This is a genomic window from Ruegeria sp. YTSC003, from assembly GCF_059609785.1.
In genome coordinates, this window is sequence record NZ_JBXWMK010000007.1 from 83,575 (window position 1) to 97,324 (window position 13,750).

The 13,750-nt window shown below is 56.9% G+C and carries 14 protein-coding genes; 3 read left to right on the plus strand and 11 right to left on the minus strand.

The genetic code is table 11. From position 1 onward, the window contains the following. The first annotated feature begins 50 nt into the window (after positions 1-50). The 3 genes from AC2FFH_RS14190 (at position 51) to AC2FFH_RS14200 (ending at position 3,357) form a co-directional block, all read left to right on the plus strand. Positions 51-1,271 carry a peptidoglycan-binding domain-containing protein gene (locus AC2FFH_RS14190; RefSeq protein ID WP_496768436.1) on the plus strand — a complete coding sequence of 407 codons (1,221 nt, stop codon included), beginning with the start codon at positions 51-53 and terminating at the stop codon, positions 1,269-1,271. Positions 1,272-1,735: 464 nt separating this feature from the next. Next, positions 1,736-2,596: a hypothetical protein gene (locus tag AC2FFH_RS14195; protein WP_496768438.1), complete on the plus strand. Its 861-nt coding sequence runs from the start codon at positions 1,736-1,738 to the stop codon at positions 2,594-2,596. Between the two features lie 26 nt (positions 2,597-2,622). Further along, a complete protein-coding gene (locus AC2FFH_RS14200) occupies positions 2,623-3,357 on the plus strand; it encodes a hypothetical protein (protein ID WP_496768440.1) in 735 nt (244 codons plus the stop codon). A 131-nt stretch (positions 3,358-3,488) separates the two neighbouring features. On the opposite strand, the gene nusG is transcribed toward AC2FFH_RS14200, so the two are convergent. The 11 genes from nusG to ccoN all read right to left on the minus strand — a co-directional run bounded on the left by nusG (position 3,489) and on the right by ccoN (position 13,563). Next, a complete protein-coding gene (gene nusG, locus AC2FFH_RS14205) occupies positions 3,489-4,022 on the minus strand; it encodes a transcription termination/antitermination protein NusG (RefSeq protein ID WP_058272488.1) in 534 nt (177 codons plus the stop codon). A 200-nt stretch (positions 4,023-4,222) separates the two neighbouring features. After that, positions 4,223-4,420 carry a preprotein translocase subunit SecE gene (gene secE / locus AC2FFH_RS14210; protein WP_058272489.1) on the minus strand — a complete coding sequence of 66 codons (198 nt, stop codon included), beginning with the start codon at positions 4,418-4,420 and terminating at the stop codon, positions 4,223-4,225. 68 nt (positions 4,421-4,488) lie between these two features. Next, entirely contained in the window at positions 4,489-4,647 is a 159-nt protein-coding gene (gene ccoS, locus AC2FFH_RS14215) for a cbb3-type cytochrome oxidase assembly protein CcoS (protein ID WP_058272490.1), read from the minus strand. 5 nt (positions 4,648-4,652) lie between these two features. After that, entirely contained in the window at positions 4,653-6,830 is a 2,178-nt protein-coding gene (locus tag AC2FFH_RS14220) for a heavy metal translocating P-type ATPase (RefSeq protein WP_496844627.1), read from the minus strand. Positions 6,831-6,833: 3 nt separating this feature from the next. Continuing rightward, on the minus strand, positions 6,834-7,292 hold the full coding sequence (locus AC2FFH_RS14225; protein ID WP_496844707.1) for a FixH family protein: 459 nt from the start codon (positions 7,290-7,292) through the stop codon (positions 6,834-6,836). 1 nt (position 7,293) lies between these two features. Beyond that, positions 7,294-8,721: a cytochrome c oxidase accessory protein CcoG gene (gene ccoG / locus AC2FFH_RS14230; RefSeq protein ID WP_058279818.1), complete on the minus strand. Its 1,428-nt coding sequence runs from the start codon at positions 8,719-8,721 to the stop codon at positions 7,294-7,296. Positions 8,722-8,821: 100 nt separating this feature from the next. Beyond that, positions 8,822-9,697, minus strand: a complete 876-nt coding sequence (locus tag AC2FFH_RS14235) for a LysR family transcriptional regulator (RefSeq protein ID WP_496844629.1) — start codon at positions 9,695-9,697, stop codon at positions 8,822-8,824. A gap of 408 nt (positions 9,698-10,105) precedes the next feature. Further along, positions 10,106-10,969: a cytochrome-c oxidase, cbb3-type subunit III gene (ccoP, locus tag AC2FFH_RS14240; RefSeq protein WP_496844631.1), complete on the minus strand. Its 864-nt coding sequence runs from the start codon at positions 10,967-10,969 to the stop codon at positions 10,106-10,108. Further along, positions 10,966-11,202 carry a cbb3-type cytochrome oxidase subunit 3 gene (locus AC2FFH_RS14245; protein WP_472724514.1) on the minus strand — a complete coding sequence of 79 codons (237 nt, stop codon included), beginning with the start codon at positions 11,200-11,202 and terminating at the stop codon, positions 10,966-10,968. The genes ccoP and AC2FFH_RS14245 overlap by 4 nt, the downstream gene beginning before the upstream one ends. A gap of 11 nt (positions 11,203-11,213) precedes the next feature. Beyond that, positions 11,214-11,942: a cytochrome-c oxidase, cbb3-type subunit II gene (gene ccoO / locus AC2FFH_RS14250; protein ID WP_058272496.1), complete on the minus strand. Its 729-nt coding sequence runs from the start codon at positions 11,940-11,942 to the stop codon at positions 11,214-11,216. 13 nt (positions 11,943-11,955) lie between these two features. Next, positions 11,956-13,563 (minus strand): cytochrome-c oxidase, cbb3-type subunit I, encoded by a 1,608-nt coding sequence (gene ccoN / locus AC2FFH_RS14255; RefSeq protein ID WP_472724515.1) that lies wholly within the window; start codon positions 13,561-13,563, stop codon positions 11,956-11,958. Between the last annotated feature and the right edge of the window lie 187 nt (positions 13,564-13,750).

A 13,750-nucleotide genomic window follows, 5' to 3' on the forward strand; every position in this document is an offset into this window, starting at 1 on the left:
TGAATGTGGTATACTCATCAAATTCAGGCGTTTTGTTTTGGAGGTAAGTTATGTTTTTTCGTTTGATAGTTACGCTCGGACTCGCCCTATCCTTTGCTGCAACCGCTCCTCAGGTGGCGCGGGCCGACGCCGGTGACTTCCTCGGCGGCGCTGTCGTTGGTGGGGTCTTAGGTTACGCGATAGGCCAGGACCAGCAGAAGAAAAAAGCCCAGAGAACGACGCGGTCAACTCGGACCTACCGTCCCGGCATACCGTCGACAACACAAGGTGCGCAAACTCAGACCGCACTCAACTACTTTGGTTACAATGCCGGAAGGGTGGATGGACAGGTCGGCCGCGGAACCCGGTCTGCGATCGAACGTTATCAGGTTTCAATGGGCTACCCTATCAATGGCTATGATTTTCAGCCGTATCAGCGCGACTTCCTTATGCAGGCCTACTATTGGGCGACAAGCGGAGGACAGGCATCGACTCAACTGTCCGGACAGCCTCTTTTGTTAGCGTACCGTCAGCAAGTGCATAGCGGCACCGCTCTGGCGGCGGCTCCGCAGCCACCGGCAGTGGCCGCCCCGGTCGCAACCGCGCAAGAGGTCGAACCCACGACAGACGTTGCCGAAGCACCATCCACTACCCTACCGACCTTGTTTTCTGGCGGCACAACAGGCCCGTCACTCGCCAATCGCTGCAGCGCGGTTATGCTTCAGACGTCGACCAATGGCGGCTACACGACTTTGGCCAATATGTCCGATCCTGATTTTGCACTCAGCGAACAGTTTTGCCTGGCTCGAAGCTATGCCATGGCCCGGGGCGAGGATCTGATGCAGGACATTCAGGGACTGACACCAGACCAGGTCGCAGCTCAGTGTGACGCATTTGGTGAAATGTTGGAGCCGCAAGTTGTTGCGTTGTCTCTAAACTCAAAAACAGAGTCGGAAACTCAGATGCGCAAGCTTGCTTTGGATTCTGGGCTCAGCCCTGAAGATCTTGCCGCGACAAGCAAAGTCTGCCTGGCAATGGGTTACCTGCAGGACAACATGGATACCGCTGTTGGTTCTGCACTAATGTTGGTCGCTATGGGCGAGCCAGCCTATGGAGAGTTGGTTGGGCACCACCTGCGCGAAGGCTTTGGTGTACAAGAACGCCGCGATCTTGCGATGCAATGGTACGATGCGAGCCTTTCTGCGCTGGATGCCGGATCGCAGGCTGTCTTCCTGCCATCCCAATCAGACCGCCCGCAACTCTTGCGTGCGGCTATGGTGCAGGCGAGATAAGTCGATAAACTAAACGCTATCGGCGTCTACCAAGCTGAAACAAAAAAGCGCCGCGTTGCGTGTTGCATCGCGGCGTTATCAATGTAGCCAGAAAACAACCTAGCTCTACTTCGCAAGTTGCTAGAAACCTAGTTCGACCGTGACTTCACCGCCAAAAGTTAGAACAGCAGCTTGACCGGCACGCCCCACCCGACTTGTTTCGCGCGGTCAGATACGAGACCGCGATCCCAGCAACCTCCCACGAGAGAATCTCGCCCGAAAACGGTAAAGGCGGCATGAATAGGGGAATGGTGGGGTTGGCAAGTAGCTCACACCTTGTTTACAAAGGGCGTGTTTGTGTCCTGAACGAGCCTCTGTGACAGTTGGAAACAGCGAAACAAAATAAATAAATTGAATACATAAGTTGCTTAAGAAACGCAGGCGGGTATCTTGGTACGGCTTGGACACAGAAGAGGTGGTCAGGGATGGCATCATCTCGACTGAATAAGGGACTATTGGTCTGCATTCTTTTTGCTATGCTGCCGGGCTGTGGTAGCAAGGCTCAGGATCAGGGCGCAGAGCCGGAGGCGGTCACCCAAACCGGCGGGTCCAACAGTTCTTCTTCATACTCCTCTACGGGAATTGATCCTGCCACCTATGCCGGTCGGTTTCAGATCAAATTGAATAAAGAAGTTCCACTGCGCGATATTCCGGTTCCCTTCACTGTCTATGGTGGCCTTGAAGAAGCCAGCCCAACCCGTTTGCAACTGCGCGCCTTTATGGATTTGCGCGGATTGCAGGAAAAAGCGCCTCAAATACTGACCGGTCCCCTGGAAGAAAGCTGTAAACGCCAGATCTATCTTGAGGTTCGGGACGTCACCGCCATAGACGACACCGTAAAGATCGAGGGTTCAGCCCGTGCGCAGTTTACGAGATGTAACCGCCATGAAGAGCCGGGCTTTCGGTATTTTGGGGCCACAGTGGACGCGGTGGCCGTCGCCAAGGCCGAGGTGAAGGGCCAATGCCTGACATTCAGCATCGAAGGCGTTGATCTAGATCCGCGCGGTTTTATTGGCGCTGTCTCCAATCTTTTCGGCCTGACCAACCGCATCAACGAAGCCGTCCTCGAAAAAGGCGGGGAATTTTTGACTGCGCACCCGGTCTGCCCGCCATTGCCCGCGGAGTTCACTGTACTCGACCCGATTTACGAGTCCGGGGGCACTCGGGAAATTGCGCCTGGCGGGATGGGTGCTGCCATTGTCGGGTCTGCCGATGTCAGCGCTGAGACAATTGTCGAAGTCCTTGGAGGATTGAAGGAGCTTGGCGTATTGGAGTTTGCTGAATGAGACTTTGGTTGATTTTTCCAGTCTTAATGGCAGTAGTTCTGGGAGCCCGAGCACCCGACGCGCAACAGGTAGATTTTGTCATCGACGCGACACTGCCAGTTCGTGATACGGAATTGCCTTATACGCTTGATCTGAACCTCTCCGCTGTTGCCCCTACCCGGATCGGTGTGGGTGCCCTTCTTGATCTGCGCGAAGTACAGAAAACTGTACCTGAGCGACTGGCGGAAAACGCAATAGTCGACAATTGCGGCCTGCAAGTCCGACTGGATGAATTCGGCTTTAAGGCTCAAGACGACGCGATCGATCTGGATGGGCAAGTGACCATCACAATCTTTGAATGCAGCCGAACCAGTGAGCGCGACTTTCAGCGGGGTGAACAAAAAAACTCTATCCAGGCAAACATGTCCACCGAAGCGACTGTAGAGTTGCGGGACAACTGTGCCTATTTCGAACTTATCGACCTCGTACTCACGGCTCCCGAAGCGCAGCGCGAAAAACTCCTTGAGGACGATACGCTCGAGTCCGTCAAGAAGCTGATGTTGGCTGCCGTAGACCTTGTTTTGAACGAAACCCCTTTGTGTCCGGTACTGCCGGCAGAGCTCGCGTCTCTTGATCCGGTTTATGACTCTGGTGGCCCACGAGAGATCGGAGAAGGTGGACTTGGTGTATTTTTGGACGGTTCGGTGGATGTCAGCCCGTCGACAATTCTGGACATCCTAACAGTTCTTCAACAACAAGAACTAATTCCCGGTCCGCCCTAGCTGCAAAGCTCTTACTTTCCGGTCGATTTCTTCTGCCTTTTGCCTGCGAACTTGAAAAGCTGATGCCATAAAAGCAAAAGCGCCGCGTTGCTCCTAGCATCGCGGCGCTCCAAAATTCGCTGAAGTGGGTTTTAGCCCTGCTTCGTAACCTGCGTAAAGTCCAGCTCGACCGGGGTTTCGCGACCAAAGATCGAAACCGAGACTTTCAGCTTCTGGGCTTCGTCGTCCACACCTTCGACCATACCGTCGAAATCCTCGAACGGGCCGTCGTTGACCTTGACCTTCTCGCCCACTTCGAACGAGATCATCAGTTTCGGCGCGTCTTCACCTTCCTGAACACGGTTGAGGATCTGGTTCACCTCGGCGTCGCGCATCGGCATCGGGCGGCCCTGCGGGCCCAAGAAGCCGGTAACCCGGTTGATCGAGTTGACCAAGTGATAGCCCTGATCCGACATTTCCATATGCACCAGCACGTAGCCGGGCATAAAGCGGCGTTCGGTCGTGACCTTCTTGCCCCGGCGCACTTCGATCACCTCTTCGGTGGGCACCAGTACTTCGTCGATATCGTCCTCAAGGCCTTGCTCAGCCACGGACGTGCGGATCTGCTCTGCGATCTTCTTTTCGAAGTTCGAAAGAACGCTGACCGAGTACCACCGTTTCGCCATGAACCTGTCGTCCTTGTTTGCCTTCGGTGCGTTCGGAATGCCGCAAGCACCGTCATTGAAATTCTGCCACGTCACCCGGAATAAAAAGCGGCGCACAGCCCGAATCGCCGCACGCCCATTCCGAATAGTACTGTGTCAACTACTCTGACATCCCGCGCTGTGCAAGGGGGCTGTGGCGTTTCCGCCCGGCCCAATCCGGTTTAACCGAATGCGCCCAGGATCAGTTGAAGACCGCCGCGAATACCCAGATCGACCAGCGCAAAGAACACGGCGGTCAGTGCCGCCATGATGAACACCATGACCGTGGTCAGCAGAACCTCACGACGCGTGGGCCAGACGACCTTTGCGACTTCGGCGCGGACTTGCTGAATGAACTGGATCGGATTCATTGTTGCCATTTGGCTTGGTTCTCTCTGCTAGCGGATGGGCCGGACATAACCGGGCATTGCGGCAATTTCAAGAGTGGTCAGGACTTGGGTTTGTCATCCCATTCATCGCTGAGGATACGCCGCGCGTCACCTTCGGGATCATCATACTGGTTCGACCGCACCGTGTAGATAAACGCCACAAGGCCAACCCCGCCCAAAAACAGGGAAATCGGTATGAGATAGGCCAGAACTTCCATATCAACTACCTCAGGCGCAGGGCATTCAGGGACACGGTAATGGACGACGTCGACATCGCCAATGCCGCGATCAGTGGCGTGGCGAACCCGGCCACGGCCAAGGGTACCGCGATGATATTGTAAACCGTGGCGATGCGAAAGTTCTCGCGAATCCTTTTGGTCGCCTTCACTGCTGTGTCACAGGCATCTGCAATCGGGGACAAATCGTTGCCCAGTAATACGATATCCGACGCCACCCGCGCTGCGTCCAGCGCCGAGGCAGGTGAAATTGACACATGCGCCGCGGCAAGCGCGGCTGTATCGTTTAGCCCGTCACCAACCATCAGGACGTGGCGGCCCTGGTCGCTGAGCTCCTGTACATGGGTGGCTTTATCCTGAGGCAGCGCCTCGGCAATCCATGTTTCAATCCCAAGCTTGTCTGCCAGCGTTTGAACCGCGCCTCGTGTATCACCCGAGATGAGAACGACACTCTTTCCGCCGTCACGGAACGCCTGCACAGCCTCGGCCGCGCCCGGACGCAGAGAATCCGAGAACAGAAACGCAACCGGTGACTGCCCCGTGACCGCCAACCAAGCTGCCGTCTGATCACCTTCGGTCGCGCCGGTCCAACCGGCGCGCCCAAGGCGCACACGCTGATCACGGTAGGTTCCTTCGGTGCCATAACCCGGAACCTCGACCACATCCTCAAGTCTGGCAGGCTTGATCCCGGCATCTCTGGCGAACTTGGCAAGCGACACCGACAACGGATGCGAAGACGCCTCGGCCAGTGCCAGTGCAATCTCAAGATCCGCGCGGGAATGATCCTCAAGATTGGTCAATTCCGGAGTGCCGGATGTAAGTGTGCCGGTTTTATCAAAAACGACCGTATCAACCTCGGCCAGACGTTCCAGCGCAGTAGAATGTTTGATTAGCATCCCCTTGTGAAACAATCGCCCCGAGGCCGCCGTCGTCACAGCGGGCACAGCAAGCCCCAGCGCACAGGGGCAGGTGATGATCAGAACCGCCGCAGCGATGTTCAGCGCGGTTCGGATATCGCCGGAATAGATGTACCACCCAAGGAAACTGAGCGCGGACAGAATATGCACCCCCGGCGCGTATAGCTTGGCCGCCTTGTCAGCCAGCGACGTATAGCGCGATCGACCGGATTCTGCGATGGCCACCAGATCCGCCATACGGTGCAGTGACGTATCCTCACCGACCGCTGTGGTCCGGATCGTCAGCGGGCCCGTCAGGTTAACCTCACCCGCGCTGACGGCAAGACCGGCTTCGGCAAAGACAGGCAACGTCTCGCCCGTCAACAATGACCTGTCGAGCTCCGATTTGCCCGATACAATCTCACCATCCACAGGCATACGCCCGCCCGGGCGAACAATTATCAGATCACCAACGGCCAGGCTTGCGACGGACACCTCTTCTTCCGCCCCGTCCACCAAGCGAATTGCACGCGGCACTTCCAGGGCCGTCAGTTCTTCGGCTGCTGATCGGGCCGCAGCGCGGGTGCGATAGTCCAGATACCGGCCTGCGAGCAGGAAGAAGGTCAACGTCAGTGCGGCGTCGAAATAGGCATGCTCTCCGCTAAGCGCGGTTTCCCAAAGCGACGTGACAAGTGCCAGTAGGATCGCCAACACAATTGGCACATCCATGTTCAATCGTTTGACTCGCAGTGCACTCCAGGCGTTGGCAAAGAAGGGCTGCGCGGAAAAGGCAATCGCAGGCAGAGCAATGGCCGCTGAAATCCAGTGGAACAGATCCCGCGTCGCATCCGTAGCCCCTGACCAGACCGACACAGACAACAGCATCACGTTCATCGACGCGAAACCAGCCACCGCCAATCGCATCAGCAGATCACGCCCGGCCTTGTCGGATTGGGTTGCCGACAAAGCGCCCGGGTCCAGCTCATGTGCCTCATACCCGGCGCGCTCCAAAACGGGGATCAGGTCAGCAGCGTGTGTCTCAGCGGCTGCTTTGACCATTGCACGCTTGAGCGTCAGATTGACCCGCGCGTCCTCGACACCCGGATGGGCGTTCAGCGCGCGTTCAACATTCGCAATACAGGCCGAGCAGTGAATGCCGGGCAGGGATAGGGCTATCTGCACATCTTCAGGAACGGGTCGCGCTGGTTCCGCCGGTGCTGCGATGCAACCGGGGCATGCCGCCGTACCTGAGCCGAGCTGAGCGGTCATCCCCTACCCTTTCACATACAACGGAACCCGCTGCGCAAATTCGGCACCGCTGTTGTCTTTGGCCACCAGACGGATGTTCCAGTTCCCCTTGCCTAGCGCTGCGGGCGTGGAATAGGCGGTCCCGTCAAAAGTGAAATCCGGGGCGAAATCCTCTTTCACATGCGTCGCCCGGCCAACAACTGCCTGCAGCTCGGCCACTTGGACCGGCGCGCCGGTTTGGTCGGTGATGTGCAGGATCAAAAGACCACTATTGGTCTCAGCCCGGATTTCCCAACCCAAGGCCTGTTGCACCTTCAGGCGCTCGTTGAACTCCTGACTGGCGACGTAAGAGTTTTTGACCTCGAGCCCGGGAAAGGTTTGGACAGCTTTGTAGGCCAGCACGAGATTCACGGAAATGATCACCCCGAAAGCAGCGACAAAGATCGCCAGAAAGTGCTTTCCAGTAAATTGACGCTCGGCCATCTCAGTTTCCTCGTCCATTGAACGTCGTGTCCTTGTAGGCGCGCTCACCGCTTTCAATATCCTCGATCCAGATCCGAACCGGTGTCGCGTCCGCCGCTGCCGGATCCGTGTCTTTCGAGGCGATAATATAGACCCGCTGCAATTGCGCAGTATCCGCCGTGACATTCACGGTATCAAGTGGCGTGCCTTCGATCACGATCCGCATCGCGGGATCACCGGACAGAGACAGCTTGAACAGCCGTTCTTCGCCATGTTTGTTCCGCACGCGCACGTCATAGGTATTGCGGATCGTGCCGTCGGACAGGGTGACAAAGGTCGGGTTGCGAACCGGGGCCACGGTAACTTCGATGTCGGACCGGATGAACAGGGCAAAGAGCAGCCCAAAGCCGACAAGTGACCAAAGGGCCGTGTACAGGATGGTCCGGGGCCGCAGGATGTGTTTCCAGACATTTTTGGGAGGTTTACCTGCCCGCTCGTTGGCTTCGTCGCTCAGGGCCATATAGTCGATCAGACCACGCGGCTTGCCGATCTTGGCCATCATGTCGTCACAGGCGTCGATACACAGCGCACAGGTGATGCACTCCAATTGCTGTCCGTCGCGAATGTCGATCCCCACCGGACAGACATTGACGCAGGCCATACAGTCGATGCAGTCGCCCAGCTCGGAATCCGCAGTTCGTTTGCCCTTGCCACGCGGCTCACCACGCCATTCACGGTACCCGACGACGAGTGTATCCTCGTCCATCATAGCCGCCTGAATCCGCGGCCATGGGCAGGCATAGATACAGATCTGTTCGCGCGCGAAGCCACCGAACAGGAAGGTCGTTCCCGTCAAAATCAGTATTGTCGTATAGGCAACCGGATGGGCATTCCCGGTCACAAGGTCCCGCAGAAGTGTCGGCGCATCGGCAAAATAGAACACCCAGGCGCCACCGGTCGCCAGACCGATCAAAAGCCAGGCACCCCATTTCGTCAGCCGCAACCGCGCTTTACGAAAGTCTAGCTTTTCCTGCCGATGCAGACGCAATCGGGCGTTGCGATCTCCTTCAATCCACCGTTCGACAAGGATGAACAGGTCAGTCCAAACAGTCTGCGGGCAGGCATATCCGCACCACACGCGCCCCAGCGCCGAGGTGAACAGGAACAACCCCAACCCGGCCATGATTAACAGACCGGCAACAAAGTAGAATTCATGCGGCCAGATCTCGATCCAGAAGAAATAGAACCTGCGGTTGGCCAAATCCAGCAACACCGCCTGATCCGGCAGGCTGGGCCCCCGGTCCCATCTGATCCACGGGGTGATGTAATAGATCCCCAGCGTGACCGCGAGAATAATCCATTTCAGGTTGCGAAACGGCCCGGACACGCGGCGCGGAAATATGGGTTCTCGTGCGGCGTAAAGGCTGGGTGCGGGGTCGGAATCGCTCACGGGCTGGCTCCAGATGTGGCTATATCACGGTGTCTTTTTCCAGAACACAAAGGTAGCCACTTTGACATGGGTCAAAAGCGCATCGTGCAGACACCTTTTGTCACATCTTACCAGCTTGCCGCCTGAGCCATGCAATAAAAGTTTTTGCCGCCGGACGCAGAGGGAAATCACCAGTAACAAGGTGATATCCGCTGTTTTCGGGCTCGCGAAACAGTTCGATGATTTGGCCCGACGTGATTTCTGCTTCGACAAAATGCCGCGCCGTGACGGTTACGCCCTGCCCCGCGCGCAACCCTTCCAAAAGCAGATTGCCGGGTAATGAGATTCGCCCTGCGTTTGGCCCGTGCCCGACACCACGTCGGGCCAGCCAGTTGGTTGCCTCGGTGGTGCCGAACTCTTCAAGCCAGGGCAGTTCGCTGAGCTCGTCTGGCGTCCACGACGTTTTTTCCCCCACCAGATTGCGGGCCGCGACGATCACCATAGGGCTTTGCAGCAACATTTCTGTACGGACACCGGGCCATGTGCCTGCACCATAGCGGATGGCCACATCGACACCGCCGGGATCTAGGCTGACCAGTGCAGGTGACGGATCAAGCGCCAATTGGATATCCGGGTGTTCGGCCTGAAATGCAGGCAGGCGGGGCATCAGCCATGACGCGGCAAATGACGACGTCAAAGAAACATGAACCGGACGATCCTGTTTGGATTGGGTCAGTTCGACCAAGGCATCGCCAATCGCACCGAACCCAAGATGCACGGCGCGCGCCAACCTTTCACCTTCAGGCGTCAAGGTCATGGATTTGCCGGACCGATCCAACAGCGCAACTCCAAGAAATTTCTCAAGCACGCGCAATTGCTGGCTGATGGCAGCGTGGCTGACATTCAGTGAGTTGCCCGCTTCCACAACATTCCGTGTCGCTGCAAAAGCGGAAAAAGCTCTGAGCGATGCGAGCGGCGGCATTTCCATCCAGTTCATATGTAAGCCCTGATTACATATAGAAATGCTAATTGAGTCGCATTTTGCAGTCTGAAAATCAATCCTGATGACAGAAGAACCAAAACTCAGGAGATGTCAGATGCTCTCAATTCTTGCAAAGTCATTCATGATCGCCACCCAGACACATGAGCTGGATGAACCAAAATCATCGGATCGGCCTGACAGACAAAAGCAACGCTGGTTGCCGGAAAGTCATTGGTGGAAGCAACACAAACGTGCCAGTTTTTCGCAATGCAAATAGCAAACCGAAGCCCGCGTCTGGACCGCCTCGCTGGTGATTTGTAAGGTAGAGAGGCAGCACCGGCTGTTCAGGAAACGCGCGAACAGATGGAACAGCCGGTGCCTCAACCTTCGGACGGCGAACCGTCCGAAGGTATTCTTTTGAGGTTACTGACCGCCACCCAACTGGTGGACATAGGCGGTGACAGCGCGGATTTGCGCTTCGGTCAGGCGGTTTTCCCACGGGGGCATCACGCCAAAGCGGCTATACTGTACCGTTTCGGTCAAAGCCTCTTCGCTGCCACCATAAAGCCAGATCGCATCCGTAAGGTTCGGTGCACCTTGAGTGACGTCACCCTTGCCGTCTTCGCCATGGCAAACCGAGCAGTTGTCCTCAAAGACAACCTTGCCTGCCTGTGCCGCCGCGTCGTCGGTCTGCGCATTGGTCAGCGACATGACGTACTGTACGACCTGAGTGATCTCCTCTTTCTCGAGGATTTCGCCAAAGGCTGGCATTTCGGAATAACGTGCATCGTCGCTTTCTTCATTCCGAATACCATAGGCAATGGTGGTCTCGATATCTTCCAGCGAACCGCCCCAGAGCCATGCGTCGTCCAGCAGGTTCGGGAAGCCCGGCGCACCCTGCGCGCCCGAACCGTGGCACTGCGCGCACCATGTCCGGAATACCGCGCCGCCCGCATTGACCGCATATTGCTGCAGCTCCGGATCTTTCGAGACATCTTCAAGCGAGGTTTCAACCAGTTTGGCGTTCCACGGCGCATTGGCCTCTTCGAAGGAAACGATCTCTTCCTGCACCAATTCTCGTGAAGACCAGCCAAGGACGCCCGCAGTTGCGGATTGAACAAGCGGCCAGGCCGGATACATGATCGTGTAGATCACACCCCAGATGATCGTGACGTAAAAGGTCCACAGCCACCAACGTGGCATCGGATTGTCGAATTCCTCGATGCCGTCCCAGCTGTGGCCCGTGGTATTCGGATCGCCCGGCTGTTTTTCAGGTATCTTGCTCATTGCCGCGCCTCCTTGGATGTGGCGGGTTTGTCGCCCCCACGGGGCGCAGCTGTTTCATCACCCTTGAGGGGCGCAGGGGCATCTTCGTGCCGGAACGGGATGTTGGCGGTGTCCTTGTATTCTTTGCTGGCTCCGGGACGGAAAACCCAGATCACGATGCCAACAAAGAAGACAAACAGTACCAACAGCATCCAGCTATCCGCGAATTGCCTCAGGATTGTGTATTCTTCCATCACACCCTCCTTTAGCGGCTCGGATCCGGGGTGAAGGTCGAGAAATCGACCAGCGTTCCCAGCATCTGCAGATAAGCTACCAACGCATCAGCCTCGGTCAGCTCGGGCTGACCGTCGAAGTTACGAATGCTGACCTTGTCACCGTACCGTTCCAGCAAACCGTCATAGTCGCTGTCCGGGTCGGCCTGCGCTCGGAAATCCGCCTGTGCATTTGCCAGCATCTCTTCCGTATAGGGCGTGCCCACGACAGCATTTGCCGCCATGACGTCACCGATATACTTGCCGTCGATCTTGCGATGCTCGAGGAAGCCGTACTTCGGCATCACCGATTCCGGAACCACCGACTGCGGGTCACGCAAGTGATCAACATGCCACTGGTCGGAATAGCGGCCACCTACACGCGCCAGGTCAGGACCGGTACGCTTGGACCCCCATTGGAACGGATGGTCATACATCGATTCAGCTGCCAGCGAGTAGTGGCCATAGCGTTCGACCTCGTCCCGCATCGGGCGGATCATCTGGCTGTGGCAGGTATAGCAGCCTTCGCGGATGTAGATGTCACGGCCCGCCATTTCGAGAGGGGTGTAAGGGCGCATGCCCTCCACCTTCTCGATGGTGTTCTCAAGATAGAACAGCGGGGTGATCTGCACGATGCCACCGATGGTCACGACCAAAAAGCTGAAGATCAGCAGGAGGGTCGCGTTGGTCTCGAGGATCTTATGTTTGTCGAGAATTGCCATTGCTCCGGCCCTCCTATTCAGCCGGGACCGCGACGGTCAGGCTGGCCTCTTTGGCCGGCGCTTTCCGCACAGTCATCCACAGGTTGTAGCACATGATCAACGCACCCGCGACGAACATCACGCCACCCAAAGCACGCACCACATACATCGGGAATTTGGCAGCCACGGTGTCAGCGAACGAGTTCACCAGGAAGCCGTTTGCATCCACTTCACGCCACATCAGGCCTTCCATGATACCGGTCACCCACATCGACGCGGCGTAGAGCACGATGCCGATAGTGGCGAGCCAGAAGTGCCAGCTGACCATCTGCAGCGAATACAGACGCTCACGTTTCCACAGGACCGGCACCAGGAAGTACAGCGCACCAAAGGTGATCATGCCGTTCCAGCCCAGCGCGCCCGAGTGCACGTGACCAATGGTCCAGTCGGTGTAGTGGCTGAGGCTGTTGACCGCGCGGATCGACATCATTGGCCCCTCGAACGTGGACATGCCGTAGAAGCCGACCGAGATCACCATCATCCGGATCACCGGGTCAGTACGCAGCTTGTCCCACGCGCCCGACAGGGTCATCAGACCGTTGATCATACCACCCCAGGACGGCATCCACAGGATGATCGAGAACACCATGCCCAGCGTCGACGCCCAATCCGGCAACGCGGTATAATGCAGGTGGTGCGGACCGGCCCAGATATACAGGAAGATCAGCGCCCAGAAGTGGATGATTGACAGCTTGTAGCTGAATACCGGACGCTCGGCCTGTTTCGGGATGAAGTAATACATCATGCCCAGGAAGCCCGCGGTCAAGAAGAAGCCCACGGCGTTGTGGCCGTACCACCACTGGATCATGGCATCCTGTACGCCCGACCAGACGATGACTGACTTCGAACCCCAAACGCTGACCGGGATGGTCATGTTGTTAACCAAGTGCAGCATGGCAACGGTCACGATGAACGCCAGATAGAACCAGTTCGCCACGTAGATGTGGGGCTCTTTCCGCCGGACGATCGTACCCAGGAATACGGCCAGATAGGCCACCCAGACGATGGTCAGCCACAGGTCAACGTACCATTCGGGTTCCGCGTATTCCTTGGACTGCGTTCCACCCAGCACATAGCCGGTTGCTGCCAGAACGATGAACAGCTGATAGCCCCAGAACACGAACCACGCCAGATTGCCGCCCCATAGGCGCGCAGCGCTTGTGCGCTGGACCACATAGAAAGACGTCGCGATCAGCGCGTTACCACCAAAGGCAAAAATCACAGCCGAGGTGTGCAACGGACGCAAACGGCCAAAGTTCAGATAGCCTTGTGCCCACTCGAAGTTCAGCACCGGAAAGGCCAACTGAAAGGCGATAAAGGTCCCCGCAAGGAACCCGACCACCCCCCAGAAGGCAGTTGCGATCACGCCATAGCGGATCACGTCATCCATGTACTCGGCCGAACGGTCGACGAGGATATCTGGCTCATCCGTATTTCTCAGCGTCCAGATGAACAATCCACCGGCGATCAGCATCACCAGAATTGCATGCACCTGATACGCCAAATCGCGTGCGTAATTGGTTCCGATCGCCGCGAATATCGCGATCAGACCAAGCACGATCAGCTTGATGTAATTTGACATATTGCGTCCCTTTGCCATGCCCCGCGCGATTCTTATTTGTCGCGGAACCCTTTTGACTGGCCGTTGTTTTGTCGGACAGCGGCCAACCTCGCTTTGATCTGTATCAAGACAATAGCCCGAAATCTGTGACAATCCTAAGCCTTAGACTGAGTTGCATGGCCGCATGCCACTTAGCCCTGAAGACAAG

Coding starts and splice junctions, on each gene's coding strand:
- AC2FFH_RS14225 (WP_496844707.1), bottom strand. CDS start 7,292: ATGGCCGAGCGTCAATTTACTGGAAAGCACTTTCTGGCGATCTTTGTC.
- AC2FFH_RS14190 (WP_496768436.1), top strand. CDS start 51: ATGTTTTTTCGTTTGATAGTTACGCTCGGACTCGCCCTATCCTTTGCT.
- AC2FFH_RS14200 (WP_496768440.1), top strand. CDS start 2,623: ATGGCAGTAGTTCTGGGAGCCCGAGCACCCGACGCGCAACAGGTAGAT.
- AC2FFH_RS14195 (WP_496768438.1), top strand. CDS start 1,736: ATGGCATCATCTCGACTGAATAAGGGACTATTGGTCTGCATTCTTTTT.
- ccoN (WP_472724515.1), bottom strand. CDS start 13,563: ATGTCAAATTACATCAAGCTGATCGTGCTTGGTCTGATCGCGATATTC.
- ccoP (WP_496844631.1), bottom strand. CDS start 10,969: ATGAGCAAGATACCTGAAAAACAGCCGGGCGATCCGAATACCACGGGC.
- secE (WP_058272489.1), bottom strand. CDS start 4,420: ATGGCAACAATGAATCCGATCCAGTTCATTCAGCAAGTCCGCGCCGAA.
- AC2FFH_RS14245 (WP_472724514.1), bottom strand. CDS start 11,202: ATGGAAGAATACACAATCCTGAGGCAATTCGCGGATAGCTGGATGCTG.
- ccoS (WP_058272490.1), bottom strand. CDS start 4,647: ATGGAAGTTCTGGCCTATCTCATACCGATTTCCCTGTTTTTGGGCGGG.
- ccoO (WP_058272496.1), bottom strand. CDS start 11,942: ATGGCAATTCTCGACAAACATAAGATCCTCGAGACCAACGCGACCCTC.
- AC2FFH_RS14235 (WP_496844629.1), bottom strand. CDS start 9,697: ATGAACTGGATGGAAATGCCGCCGCTCGCATCGCTCAGAGCTTTTTCC.
- nusG (WP_058272488.1), bottom strand. CDS start 4,022: ATGGCGAAACGGTGGTACTCGGTCAGCGTTCTTTCGAACTTCGAAAAG.
- AC2FFH_RS14220 (WP_496844627.1), bottom strand. CDS start 6,830: ATGACCGCTCAGCTCGGCTCAGGTACGGCGGCATGCCCCGGTTGCATC.